Raw genomic sequence first — 13,792 nt, forward strand, 5'->3', positions numbered from 1 at the left:
GCGTCCCCGGGCGGGACGCCCCCGCCTGTTGCCATAACCCCAGATCCTGCACCATCCCGACAACCGGAAAGTAATGACCCGCATCGATTTTTACGTCCTCTCTACCGACCGGCCCGGGCAGGGCGACCTGTTCGCCTGCCGCCTGGCGGAAAAAGCGTTCCGCGCAGGCATGCGGGTACTGCTTGCCGTGGATGACCGCACCCGGGCCGAACAGCTGGATGAACTGTTGTGGACCTTCCGCGAGGACAGTTTCCTGCCCCACGCACCACAGTCAGGTGAGCAGCAGGCCGCAGTGGAAATCAATTGCGGTGAGGACCCGGGCCTCCACCACGGCCTCCTGATCAATCTTTGTACAGAAGTGCCGGCCTGGTTCAGCCGCTTCGAACGCCTGGCAGAAATCGTTGTGCAGCAACCGGATTCACTGGCGCGCTCACGATCCCGATTCAGTCACTTTCGCGACCGTGGATATCCGTTACAATCCCACCGAATCGGCAGCAACTAACCAAAGCAACAGCGCCACACCATGTCCGGTCGAAAGAACAAAAACAGGCAGCGCGGGCAGCGACACCAGCATCAGCGCAACCAGGGGGAAGGCGGCAAGTCCACGGAACTGCTGGACGAGCTCAACTCCATCCGCGACCTGCTGGGTAGTGAAGAGCTCGGCGATATCCCGCTACTGGACCAGGTTGCAGACCCTGCACCTGTAGCTCCGGCACCGGTAACCCCACCAGCTGGGCCGGCGGCCAGTTCCCACGCCCGGATACAGCCTCTGGAAGATACGGACCTCCCCACCCTATTCTCTCCGGAGGACGAAGAACCGGCTGAAGATGATGCGCAGCCTGAAGGGCAGGAACCGGCCGGTAGTGCTGTGCCGCCCTCTCCGGTGCCGGGCATTTCAACCGAACTCAGCGAGACCGAGCGGGCCCTCCTGCGCCCCCTCGAGTCATTACCGTCCGGACTTGACACAACCCCGCCCCGGGCAAAGCCTGCCGGCAGCGAACAGCAGCAGGAGCTGTTCGGCGAGGATACCGCGACCCCGGCCAGGGAAAATCCTTTCCTGCCCGCGCATATCCGTGCCCGCCTGACCGGAGGCCGGGTGCCGCGATCGGAAGACACCGCCCCCGAGCCAGCCACCGACCAGCCTGTGGACGCAGCCAGCATCCCGGAGGACGAGCCGGCCGCGACTTCCGCATCTCTCGCCGACAGCACTGCCGTGCGACCCGTGGCAGATGAAGCCCCGGCAGACCCCGCCGAACCTGGCCAGCACGGGCCGGGTCCCGATGGCACTGCCGAACACCCAACGGGGCGTGAAACTGGCGCCGAGCGCCTGGCGCGGGAGGAGCAACGCCAGCAGCTGGTCGAAAAACTCGTGGCCCGGCAATTACCCGAGCTGGAGCGCCAACTGCGCGCGCGCATCGAGATAATGGTGGACGAATTGATGCGCCGGCGCTGAAGCCGCCTCACGAGTACCTGCTTTTCCGCTGCTGTTCCAAGCAGCACTCCACCGGTTTTATACGATCGGCGGGCCTGCAACTTTGCCGGCCCGGGCCCCAGCGGTATAATTCCCGCCTTTTTGGCGCCGCCCCCCTGTCTGCCACAATAACGGCCAGGGGCGGGACTATCCCGGCCCGGTACCGGCGCCCGCCGTCAGTCAACAGAAGGTTCCCCCTCGCGCATGGACAAGACATACCAGCCCAACGCCATCGAACAGCAGTGGTACCAGACCTGGGAGGAGAACGGCTACTTCAAGCCTTCCGGCGACACCAGCGCCGATCCCTACTGCATCATGATCCCGCCGCCCAACGTCACCGGCAGCCTGCATATGGGCCACGGCTTCCAGGAATCCATCATGGACGCGCTGATCCGCTATCACCGCATGCAGGGTGACAACACCCTGTGGCAGGTGGGCACCGACCATGCCGGTATTGCCACCCAGATGGTGGTCGAGCGCCTGCTGGCCGCCGAGGGTAAGAGCCGCCACGAGCTGGGCCGGGAGAAGTTCATCGAGAAAGTCTGGGAGTGGAAGGAGCAGTCCGGTGGCAATATCACCCGCCAGCTGCGCCGCCTGGGCGCCAGCCCGGACTGGTCGCGCGAGCGCTTTACCATGGATGACGGTTTCTACAAGGCGGTACAGGAGGTATTTATCCGCCTGTATGAGGACGACCTGATTTACCGCGGCAAACGCCTGGTGAACTGGGACCCGAAACTGCACACCGCCATCTCCGACCTGGAGGTCCTCAACGAGGAAGAACAGGGCCACCTGTGGCACTTCCGTTACCCGCTGGCAGACGGTTCCGGCCACCTGGTGGTGGCCACCACCCGCCCCGAGACCATGCTGGGCGATACCGCCGTGGCGGTGCACCCGGAAGACGAGCGCTACAGGGACCTGATCGGCAAGAGTATCCGACTACCGCTGGCGGAACGCGAAATCCCGATCATCGCCGATGACTATGTCGACCGGGAATTCGGCACCGGCTGTGTGAAGATCACCCCGGCCCACGACTTCAATGACTATGAGATGGGCCAGCGACACAATCTCGAGATGATCAACATCCTCGATGCCGACGCCAACCTCAACGACAGCGTGCCGGAAAAGTACCGCGGCATGGAGCGTTTCGCCGCGCGCCAGCAGGTGGTGGACGACCTGGACGCGCTGGGCCTGCTGGAAAAAGTCGAACCCCATACCCTGAAAGTACCTCGCGGCGACCGCTCCGGCGTGGTGATCGAGCCCTGGCTGACCGACCAGTGGTATGTGCGCACCCAGCCGCTGGCCGATGAAGCCATCAAGGCGGTAGAGGACGGCAGCGTCAATTTTGTGCCGAAAAACTACGAGAACATGTACTTCTCCTGGATGCGCGATATCCAGGACTGGTGCATCTCCCGGCAGCTGTGGTGGGGGCACCGTATCCCGGCCTGGTATGACAACGACGGCAAGGTTTACGTTGGCCGCGATGAAGCCGAAGTACGCCAGAAACACGGACTGGGCAGTGACGTAACCCTGCGCCAGGACGACGATGTGCTCGACACCTGGTTCTCTTCCGGCCTGTGGACCTTTGGCACCCTGGGCTGGCCGGAAGATACCGAGGAGCTGAAGACATTCCACCCCACCTCGGTGCTGGTAACCGGCTTCGACATCATCTTCTTCTGGGTGGCCCGGATGATGATGCTGACCCTGTATTTCAAGAAAGAGGTGCCCTTCCATACGGTGTATGTACACGGCCTGGTGCGGGACAGCCACGGGCAGAAGATGTCCAAGTCCAAGGGCAATGTGCTCGATCCCATCGACCTGATCGATGGCATTGACCTCGAGAGCCTGGTGCAGAAGCGCACCACCGGCATGATGCAGCCGCACTTGCGTGACAAGATCGAGAAGCAGACCCGCAAGGAGTTCCCCGAGGGCATCGCCGCCTACGGCACCGATGCCCTGCGCTACACCTACTACTCGCTCGCCTCCACCGGCCGCGATATCAAGTTTGATGTGGGCCGTATCGAGGGCTTCCGCAACTTCTGTAACAAAATCTGGAACGCATCGCGCTACGTGCTGCAAAACTGCGAGGGTTACGATTGCGGCCAGGACAACAGCAGCGATTTCGAGCTGTCCCTGGCGGATCGCTGGATCATCTCGCAGCTGCAGCGTACCGAACAGGCAGTGCGCGAGGCCATGGATACCTATCGCCTCGACCTGGCCTCACAGGCGCTCTACGACTTTACCTGGGGTGAGTACTGCAGCTGGTACCTGGAGCTGTCCAAGCCGGTCCTCTGGGATGACAATGCCTCGGATGCGATCAAGAAAGGCACCCGCCGGACCCTGATCCGAGTGCTGGAGACGATCCTGCGCCTGGCCCATCCGCTGATGCCGTTTATCACCGAGGAAATCTGGCAGCGGGTCAGGGACCTGGCCGGTAAAAGTGGTGAAACCATCATGCTGCAACCTTATCCCGAGGCGGAAGAAAACCGCATCGACAGTGAGGCGGAAGCAGCTATCGCGGCCCTCAAGCAGGTGATCGAGGGGGTACGCAACATTCGTGGCGAGATGAATATTTCCCCGGCCAAGAAGATCCCGCTGATCCTGCGCGGCGGCAGCAGCGATGACCGCGAACGCCTGGATTCCGCCCGCGCACTGCTGGCCAAGCTGGCCAGCCTGGAGTCCATCAGCTGGATCAACCCCGGCGAAACCGCACCGGCATCAGCCACTGCGCTGGCCGGCGATATTGAGCTGCTGGTGCCCATGGCCGGACTGATCGATGTGCAGGCAGAAAGTGCACGCCTGCAGAAGGAGATCGACAAGCTGGCAAAAGAACTGCAGCGTGTCGAGGGCAAGCTGAACAATCCCAAATTCGTCGACAAGGCACCGGCGGCCGTCGTCGAAAAGGAGCGCGGCAAGATGGAAGAGATGCAGGGCGCACGCCAGCGCCTGGAGCAGCAGCTGGAGGAAATCAGCAAGCTCTGACACGATTGAAAACGGCGCCAGCAGGCGCCGTTTTTTCTACCTCACCTGGAAAGCAACCTGCCCACCCTTCTTCGCCAGCCGGCTCCAGCGAACTGCTGATATTGTTCCACTGTGGCCAGTGGAAGCTCTGTACAGGCCCATGCGCCACAGCTTTTCAGGCGGACAGCGCAAGACGGTTGGCCTGCCCCGACGGCTCAGAATATCCTCTCGTTACAGCGAATCACATTCCTTTCTTCAAGCGTCAAACCACGGCCAATCGCCAGGCGGACAACCGCTGAGAACTGATTGTCACGTAAATATACAGAATCCAAATGTATAAAAAGCGAATCACTGATAATCAATCGTTCCAGCGTTTTACTGGCGCTAATCCTCTCCAGCATTTATATAACTGGCAGCGCTGAAAAAAAACAGCGACGAAAGGCGCCGTATCAGTCGGGATGCCCGTAAACAAACAATAATGGGCGCCCATACCTGGCAATGAACCGCCACTGGCAGCGCCATTTATTTCCACTTGTCTCCGAGGTTACGCAGTAGTCATCAGGTGGTCTCAGCGATGAACCGCGGGCCCAGTCGTGCCCGCCAGAGAAACGGGGAGAAATCAGTTGAACCCTGCAAACCAGACCGACCCCCAAATCTGGACACTGTTCGTTTATGGCTTCGCGGTCGTCGCCCTGATCGGGGTCATGCTGGGCCTTTCCCATGTGCTCGGCCAGCGACGCCGGGACAATGCCACTGACGAGCCCTACGAATCCGGCATCGTCTCCCAGGGCAGTGCCCGCCTGCGCATCTCGGTTTCCTATTACCTGGTCGCGATCCTGTTTATCGTCTTCGACCTGGAGGCAATCTATCTTTTCAGCTGGGCCATCGCTTTCCGGGAGACCGGCCTGACCGGGTTTATCGAGGCGGCGGTATTCATCCTGATCCTGGCGGTGGGCCTGGTCTACCTGTGGCGGCTGGGCGCGCTGGACTGGGGCGGCAAGCAACTCAGCCTGCAGCAACGTGAACCCCGGGACGCCACAAAACCTATCGTTTGAGGACGGGCTATGCGCTGGAAGCTGACCAAGGCACAACAGGATGGCGACCTGATCGCCGCCGACAGCGGGCGTACTGAGGGCGAGTTGATTTCTGAGGAGGTGCGCAAGAATGTACTCCTAACCCGTCTCGAGGACCTGGTGGCCTGGGGCCGGGCCAATTCACTCTGGCCATTCAATTTCGGGCTGTCCTGCTGCTATGTGGAAATGGCTACCGCCTTTACCAGCCGCCACGATATTTCACGCTTCGGCTCCGAGGTAATCCGCGCAACACCACGCCAGGCCGACCTGATCGTGATATCCGGCACGGTGTTTATCAAGATGGCACCAGTAATCCAACGTCTCTATGAGCAGATGATGGAACCCCGCTGGGTGATTTCCATGGGCTCCTGTGCAAATTCCGGCGGCATGTACGACATTTACAGTGTGGTGCAGGGTGTCGATCGCTTCCTTCCCGTGGATGTCTATGTGCCCGGCTGCCCACCTCGACCAGAGGCATTGATGCAGGGTCTGACCCTGTTACAGGAATCCATCAAGACCCAACGGCGCCCAGTCAGCTGGGTGATTGACGAACAGGGACCGCGTCCGGCCCCAAGGCCCAGCCAGCGGGACAAACACCGCGAGGAACGTATGCGGGCGGAAAAACTGAGGACACCGGATACCGTCTGAACCGCTATTGGCAGTAGCCGGGTTCAACTGGCTGGGGAGCAAGTGATCCTTGCCGCGAGGGCACGGAAAAACGATAACAACAGAGAGACCGTATGGACGGCGTAATAGCAAAAAGTGTTCACCGGGCCAGTCCCTACCGGGAGGCGGCGGAGGCATTTGTCGCCGACCTGGAGCGCGAACACAGCCTGCACAGCTACTGGTTGCAACCGGATTGCCCCGACCTGCCCACACTCTGGGTGGGTCAGGAAAACCTGCTGCCGTTCCTGCGCTTCCTGAAGCAGGAAATTTCCCGTCCTTTCGACATGCTCTACGATCTAAGCGCCATTGACGAACGCCTGCGGCGCCACAGGGGTGATGGCGGGAACAGGCAGCCGGAAAGTGATTTTACCGTTGTCTACCACCTGCTCTCTTTCTCCCGCGACCTGTTTATCCGGGTAAAGCTGGCACTGCCTGAATCGCGCCTGTGCGCACCCTCGGTGTCATCCATCTGGGCCAATGCCAACTGGTATGAGCGGGAAGCCTGGGACCTGTTCGGGATCGAGTTTGCCGGCCACCCCAACCTGCGACGCATCATGATGCCACAGACGTGGGAGGGGCACCCATTGCGCAAGGACCATTACGCGCGTGCCACTGAGGTTGACCCCTTCACCCTGTCGGCGGAGAAGCAGCGACGCGAGCAGGATGCATTGCTGTTCAAGCCTGAAGAGTGGGGAATGGCCCGCGCCAGCGACAGTTCGGAGTTCATGTTCCTTAACCTCGGCCCCAACCACCCGAGTGTCCACGGTGTTTTCCGCGTCGCCCTGCAATTGGATGGGGAAAAGATCGTCGATGCGGTACCGGACATCGGTTACCACCACCGCGGTGCCGAGAAAATGGCCGAGCGCCAGGCGTGGCATACCTACGTCCCCTACACCGACCGCGTCGACTACCTGGGCGGAGTGATGAACAACCTGCCCTATGTGCTGGCACTGGAGCAGCTGGCTGGTATCCAGGTCCCGCCACGGGCGCAGGTAATACGGGTCATGATGTGCGAGCTATTCCGTATTGCCAGTCACCTGGTTTTCTACGGCACTTTTGCCCAGGACGTGGGGCAGATGTCTCCGGTCTTCTACATGTTTGTCGACCGGGAAAAGTTGTTTGGCATTGTTGAAGCGATTACCGGTGGACGCATGCACCCCGCCTGGTTCCGTATCGGCGGCGTGGCCCAGGACCTGCCCGAGGGCTGGGACAAAATGATCCGCGAATTCCTCGACTACATGCCGGCACGCCTGCGTGAATACGACGGCATGGTGATCGACAACAAACTGCTACAGAAACGCACCAGGGGCATCGGTGTGTATAACCGCGAAGAGGCCATAGAGTGGGGTATTACCGGGCCAGGGTTGCGGGCCACAGGATATGAGTGGGACCTGCGCAAACAGCGCCCTTACTGCGGCTATGACCAGTTTGAATTCGATATCCCCACCTTTGACGGCGGCGACTGCTTCGACCGCTGCCGCGTGCGGGTGGAGGAGATACGCCAGAGCCTGCGTATCATCCGGCAATGCCTCGACAATATGCCCGGCGGCCCCTACAAGTCTGACCACCGGCTCACCACGCCGCCGGTCAAGGGACGCACCATGCAGGATATCGAGACCCTGATCCAGCACTTCGTCAATAACAGCTGGGGTCCGGTGATGCCGCCAGGGGAGACCTGCTTCCCGGTGGAGGCCACCAAGGGACTGAACAGTTACCAGATTATCAGCGACGGCGGCACCAACGCCTACCGTACGAGAATAAGAACGCCCTCGTTTCCGCACCTGCAGATGATCCCACTGATGTCGCGCGGATTGCTGGTGGCGGACCTGATTGCCATTATCGCCAGCATCGACTTTGTCATGGCGGATGTCGATCGTTAGAGACCGGTAGAGGAAACACAATGTCGAGCACCATCGCAGCGGACACAATTGAAGTAATGGAGCAACAAGATACCGGCCCTCGCTCTGCAGGGCGCAGCCTTAACGCCGAGGAAAAACGGGATATCGATCGCGAATTCTCCCATTACGAGGACCGGGGCTCGGTGGCCCTGGAGGCACTGCGGGTGGTGCAGAAACACCGTGGCTGGATCTCCGACGACACCCTGTACGCCATAGCCGATTACCTGGGTGTCTCCCCCACGCAACTGGAAAGTATTGCCACCTGTTACCAGTTGATATTCCGCCAGCCTGTGGGTGAGGAAGTGATACTCCTGTGCAAAAGCTCCAGCTGCTGGATCATGGGATGCGAAAAGCTGCAGCGCCACCTGGAGCAGCAACTCGGCATACGCCCCGGCCAGACCACCCCCGACGGGCTCTTCACCCTGCTGGAAACACCCTGCCTGGGCGATTGCGACAAGGCCCCGGTGATGCTGGTGGGCGAGGAGATGCACCGCCACCTATCGGCAGACAAGCTGGACGAGTTCATTCAGGAAAAGAAAAAACATCATGCTGACCAATCCGCTGACTAAGAATATCGGCGAACCGGGTATCGTCACCACGCTCGAGCGCTATCTCGAAAACGGTGGGTACCGTGGCTGGCGCAAGGCACTACATATGGCGCCTGACGAGATCATCCAGACGGTGAAGGATGCCGGCGTCCGGGGGCGCGGCGGTGCCGGCTTCAACACCGGGCTGAAATGGAGCTTCGTTCCCCGCGGGAAGGATGCCCCGCCAACCCGCTACCTGGTATGCAATGCCGATGAGATGGAACCGGGCACCTTCAAGGACCGGCTGTTGATGGAGCACGACCCCCACCTGCTGCTGGAGGGCATGGCCATTGCCGCATTTGCCATCGGTGCCCGCCGGGCTTACATATTTATCCGCGGAGAATATCACCTGGCGGCGGCGCGGCTGGAAACCGCGATAGAGGAAGCGCGCGGGGAAAACCTCATCGGCACACACATAACCGGCTCCGACTTCCAGCTCGATTTTCATGTGCACCGCAGCGCCGGCAACTATATCTGCGGCGAGGAGACCGCCCTGATCAATGCCCTGGAGGGCCAGCGCGCGATCCCCCGTGCCAAGCCGCCGTTTCCGCAGGTCAGTGGCCTGTGGGGGAAACCCACAGTGGTGAATAATGTCGAGACCCTCTGCAATATTCCGCACCTGATTGAGCTGGGTGTGGACTGGTACAAAAAGCTCGGACGCGGCGAAGACGGCGGCACCAAGATCTTTGGCGCCAGTGGCCGGGTGAAAAATCCCGGGGCCTGGGAACTGCCAATGGGCACACCCATCCGCGAAATCCTTGAGCAACACGCCGGCGGTATGCAGGACGGACTCAAACTGCGCGCATACCTGCCAGGTGGGGGCTCGACAGATTTCCTCGGCCCGGACCAGCTGGACCTGCCCATGGACTACGACGCCGTGGGCAAGGCCGGCAGCCGCATGGGCACCGGCACCATCACCGTACTCGATGACCACACCTGCCCGGTGGGGCTGGTGCTCAACCTCACCCGTTTCTTTGCCCGCGAGTCCTGTGGCTGGTGCACACCGTGCCGGGACGGCCTGCCCTGGGCGGTAAAACTCCTCATGCGGATCGAGTGTGGTGAGGCGCAACCCGAAGACCTGGAACTGCTGCGGGAGCAGGCCCGGAGGATGGGCCCGGGCAATACCTTCTGTGCCCTGGCACCGGGTGCGGCAGCGCCGATCCTGAGCGCGCTGAAGCTCTTCGAGCAGGACTTCAATGACCATATTACCCGCGGCTGCTGCCCTTACGACCAGGAGCGGCAGCACATTCCGCTGGCCGTCTAGGCCCAAACCGGGGAATTGCGATCCATGCCAACCATAACCATAGACGGCAGGCAGTATGAGGTGGAAGAGGGCCAGAACCTGCTGGCCAGCTGCCTGTCACAGGGGCTGAACCTGCCCTACTTCTGCTGGCATCCGGCCATGGGCTCGGTCGGTGCCTGCCGCCAGTGCGCCATCATCGAGTACAAGGACAGCGATGACGAGCAGGGCAAGCTGGTGATGGGCTGTATGACACAGGTTCGCGACGGAGGAATCTACAGCCTGGCTGCCCAGCCGGCGCAGGAATTCCGCGGTGCAGTCATCGAGGACCTGATGACCAACCACCCCCATGATTGCCCCGTCTGTGAGGAAGGTGGTGAGTGCCACCTGCAGGATATGACAGAGATGTCCGGGCATACCTATCGCCGCTTTCGCGGCCTCAAGCGTACCCATCGCAACCAGTACCTGGGTCCATTCATCAACCACGAAATGAACCGCTGCATTGCCTGCTATCGCTGCGTGCGCTTCTATCGCGATTATGCCGGTGGCGATGACCTGGAGGCTTTGGGACGCAACAACCAGGTCTATTTCGGGCGCCAGTGCGACGGCAAGCTGGAAAACGGCTTCAGTGGCAACCTGGTGGAGGTTTGCCCCACCGGCGTCTTTACCGACCAGACCTTCAGCCGTCACTTCGTGCGCAAGTGGGACCTGCAGACTGCACCGTCTGTGTGTGAGCACTGCGGTGTCGGCTGTAATACCGCGCCCGGAGCTCGCATGGATTTCAGCAGTCGCGACGAGAACCTGCGGCGGGTGGTCAACCTCTACAACCGCGATATTAATGGTTACTTTATCTGTGACCGCGGGCGCTTTGGCTACGAATATGCCAACAGCGACCTGCGCATCAAGAACGTGCTGATCGCCCGCCGCGAGCAGGTAATCGAGACCACCGGCAGGCGCAAAGACAAGCTGCACCGGGAAATAGAGCCGCCGGCGGCCCTGGAGCTGCTGGCCTCCGCCATCGTCGATGCCCAGCGGGGGCGTCGCCGCCTGGTCGGCGTCGGTTCCCCACGCACATCGCTGGAAAACAATTTTGCCCTGCGCCAGCTGGTGGGCCCCGGCAACTTCTTCGCCGGCCTGGGTGCGCGTGACCTGGAACTGCTTCACACCCTGGACCGCATCCAGCGCGACCCGAGAATCTCTATCCCTACAATGCCGGACATCGAGGACGCCGACGCGATACTGGTGCTCGATGAGGAAATCGGCCGTACCGCGCCGCGGGTTGCGCTCGCGGTGCGCCAGGCTGCCCGTAACAAGCAGCTCAATCATGCCCGGGAACTCAAGATCCCGCTGTGGCAGGATGCCTCGGTGCGACAGTTGCGCGGTGAAAACACCCCGATCTTTGTGCTCGGCTCAAGTGCATCCACATCGCTGGAGGATATCGCCAGAGAGCAACGACTAGCATCGCCGGCCGCAATCGCCAGCTTTGCCGGGCGTCTCGCCGAGTTGATCACTGCCGCAGACGGGCCCACAACCGGCGATGAAGCAGGTAGTGGGCGAACACCGCTGCCGGAAGACCTGGAGAAACTGCTTCGGGGCGTGGCGGATACCCTGCTCTCCGCCAGGCGGCCACTGGTAATTTCCGGCTGCGGTAGTGGGGAACCGGATATCCTGGCCGCAGCAGGGAAGCTGGCGACCGCGCTCGCCGACAAACAAGGCTCCCCCTGTGCCACCTATCTCGCCTGCCCGGAGGCCAACAGCCTGGGGCTGGCACAGTTCTTCGAGCCCGGTGAGGGCACCCTCGAGCAATTACTGGAGGACCTGCGCGAGCGCGATTCGATGGATCCACCGGTGACCCTGCTGGTACTGGAAAACGATCTGTACCGGCGACTGCCCACCGCTGCGGTGGAAGCACTTTTTGACCGCGCCGCAGAAGTTGTATTGTTCGACTCACTGTTACAGCCCTGCAGCCGTCGCGCCGACCTGGTTTTTCCCGCTGCCGCCACGCCCGAATCCCAGGGAACGCTGGTCAACAGCGCGGGCATGCTGCAACGTCATTACATGGTCTACGAAGGCAGCGGCTATATCCAGGAAAGCTGGCGCTGGCTGGTGGACGCCGTCAATGACCCCGCCTGCCGCGAAGCTGGTATGGATACTTCACCTGCGCTGCTGCGGCAATGGCAGCACTGCCACGAGGTAACAGCAGCGATCGCCGCTGCCCTGCCCTGTTTCCGGAACCTGACAGAGGCTGGCCCGGACGAGAATTTCCGCATCGAGGGCATGAAGCTGGCCCGGCAGAGCCACCGCGTCAGCGGCCGCACTGCCAACCGCGCCCACTTGCATGTCGCCGAGCAGGCGCCGCTGACAGATCCCGACTCGCCCTTCACTTTCACCATGGAGGGAGTGCAGTACGCTGGCGCCTCACCGCTGCAGGCCAATATCTGGTCGCCAGGCTGGAACTCCAACCAGGCAATCCACAAATTCCAGCAGGGTGTCGGCGGGCCGCGCAGGGGGCGCGAGCCGATCCCTCGCCTGCAGCGTGAGCCGGCACCCATGCCGGCCTGGCTCGCGCGAGAAAAACTGGTCCAGGAGCCCGGTCAAATGTACCTGGCGCCCACCTGGCAATTGTTCGGCTCGGGAGAGTTAAGCAATTACAGCGAAGCCATAGCCGGACTCACGGATGCCCCCTGTGCACAGCTCAGTGCCGCCGATGCCGGCGCCCTTGGCGTGGCGCCGGGCGCGCAGTTACAGCTACGCCTGCCCGGTGGCGAAATCACCCTGCCCGCGTCAGTTTCGGACCATATCGCACCAGGGGTAATCGCTGTCCCGGTGGGTCTACGGGAAGCTCCGGACCTGGCTGCCCTGCTACCGGCAGCGGCGGAAATCGCGCGCATCGAAAATCCTGAGCCGGTCGAACCTGGAGAGAGTGTATGAGCACCACGGTCTGGATATCGCTGGCCAATATCTTCGGCGTGCTGGTCGCGGCAGTCTTGCTGGCCGCATTGCTGACCTGGGGCGAACGCCGCCTGCTGGGCTTCTGGCAGGACCGCCCGGGACCCAACCGGGTGGGACCGTTCGGCCTGTTCCAGGTAGTGGCGGATATGATCAAGCTGTTCTTCAAGGAGGACTTCATCCCGCGTTTCGCGGACCGGCCGGTGTTCATCCTCGCCCCCACGATCGTTATGGCATCGATGTTACTGGGCTTTGCAGTGATTCCCGTGGCACCCATGGTGGGCGTGATCGACCTCAATGTGGGCCTGCTGTTTTTCCTCGCCATGTCATCGATGGCGGTATACAGCGTCATCCTCGGCGCTTACGCCTCCAACAACAAGTATGCCCTGCTGGGCGGCCTGCGTGCGGCAGCGCAGACGGTTTCCTATGAAGTATTCATGGGCCTCTCCCTGATGGGCGTGGTGATGATGGCCGGTAGCTTTAACCTGCGGGAGATCGTGCTGGCCCAACAGGGCGGCTGGTTTATCCTGCCCCAGGCTATTGGCTTCCTGGTTTTCTTCATTGCCGGTATCGCCGAGAGCCATCGCCTGCCCTTCGACCTGCCCGAGGCCGAGCACGAGCTGACAGCGGGTTTCCATACCGAGTACTCCAGCATGAAGTTCGGTATGTTCTTCGTCGGGGAGTATCTCTCGGTGATCCTGATTTCCGCCCTGATCACCACCCTGTTCCTGGGCGGGTGGCTCGGGCCGTGGCTGCCGCCAATGGTCTGGTTCTTCCTCAAGACCGGTTTCCTGGTAATGATCTTTGTCCTGCTGCGCGCTGCTATACCGCGGCCGCGCTATGACCAGCTGATGCAGTTTGGCTGGAAAATCATGCTGCCACTGGCACTGGCAAACCTGCTGGCAACCGGGGGCGTTTTGCTATGGCTCGGATAATTCACCACTACAGGT

At 61.4% G+C, this 13,792-nt stretch carries 10 protein-coding genes; all 10 read left to right on the plus strand.

Going from position 1 to position 13,792, the window contains the following annotated elements; genetic code table 11:
• Nucleotides 1–73: 73 nt before the first annotated feature.
• The 10 genes from LVD10_RS13345 (at nt 74) to nuoH (ending at nt 13,777) form a co-directional block, all read left to right on the plus strand.
• Nucleotides 74–502 (plus strand): DNA polymerase III subunit chi, encoded by a 429-nt coding sequence (locus LVD10_RS13345; RefSeq protein WP_233005900.1) that lies wholly within the window; start codon nt 74–76, stop codon nt 500–502.
• Between the two features lie 21 nt (nt 503–523).
• The gene (locus LVD10_RS13350) at nt 524–1,453 is read left to right on the plus strand and encodes a hypothetical protein (protein ID WP_237063951.1); all 930 of its coding nucleotides are present in this window, start codon (nt 524–526) and stop codon (nt 1,451–1,453) included.
• A 222-nt stretch (nt 1,454–1,675) separates the two neighbouring features.
• Complete coding sequence (locus tag LVD10_RS13355) at nt 1,676–4,450, plus strand: valine--tRNA ligase (protein WP_237063952.1); 2,775 nt, start codon at nt 1,676–1,678, stop codon at nt 4,448–4,450.
• A gap of 602 nt (nt 4,451–5,052) precedes the next feature.
• On the plus strand, nt 5,053–5,484 hold the full coding sequence (locus LVD10_RS13360) for an NADH-quinone oxidoreductase subunit A (protein ID WP_233005903.1): 432 nt from the start codon (nt 5,053–5,055) through the stop codon (nt 5,482–5,484).
• 9 nt (nt 5,485–5,493) lie between these two features.
• The gene (locus LVD10_RS13365; RefSeq protein ID WP_305080406.1) at nt 5,494–6,150 is read left to right on the plus strand and encodes an NADH-quinone oxidoreductase subunit B; all 657 of its coding nucleotides are present in this window, start codon (nt 5,494–5,496) and stop codon (nt 6,148–6,150) included.
• Between the two features lie 92 nt (nt 6,151–6,242).
• Nucleotides 6,243–8,048, plus strand: a complete 1,806-nt coding sequence (gene nuoC / locus LVD10_RS13370; RefSeq protein WP_233005904.1) for an NADH-quinone oxidoreductase subunit C/D — start codon at nt 6,243–6,245, stop codon at nt 8,046–8,048.
• Between the two features lie 20 nt (nt 8,049–8,068).
• Complete coding sequence (gene nuoE, locus LVD10_RS13375; RefSeq protein ID WP_233005905.1) at nt 8,069–8,635, plus strand: NADH-quinone oxidoreductase subunit NuoE; 567 nt, start codon at nt 8,069–8,071, stop codon at nt 8,633–8,635.
• The gene (gene nuoF, locus LVD10_RS13380; RefSeq protein ID WP_237063953.1) at nt 8,613–9,917 is read left to right on the plus strand and encodes an NADH-quinone oxidoreductase subunit NuoF; all 1,305 of its coding nucleotides are present in this window, start codon (nt 8,613–8,615) and stop codon (nt 9,915–9,917) included. Before nuoE ends, nuoF begins: the two co-directional genes overlap by 23 nt.
• 24 nt (nt 9,918–9,941) lie before the next feature.
• Complete coding sequence (gene nuoG, locus LVD10_RS13385; RefSeq protein ID WP_237063954.1) at nt 9,942–12,824, plus strand: NADH-quinone oxidoreductase subunit NuoG; 2,883 nt, start codon at nt 9,942–9,944, stop codon at nt 12,822–12,824.
• Nucleotides 12,821–13,777, plus strand: coding sequence for an NADH-quinone oxidoreductase subunit NuoH (gene nuoH / locus LVD10_RS13390; protein ID WP_237063955.1), 957 nt, complete (start codon nt 12,821–12,823; stop codon nt 13,775–13,777). The genes nuoG and nuoH overlap by 4 nt, the downstream gene beginning before the upstream one ends.
• Nucleotides 13,778–13,792 lie beyond the last annotated feature (15 nt).

Origin of the sequence: Microbulbifer zhoushanensis, from assembly GCF_021729055.1 — a bacterium.
Taxonomy (GTDB): Bacteria; Pseudomonadota; Gammaproteobacteria; order Pseudomonadales; family Cellvibrionaceae; genus Microbulbifer; species Microbulbifer zhoushanensis.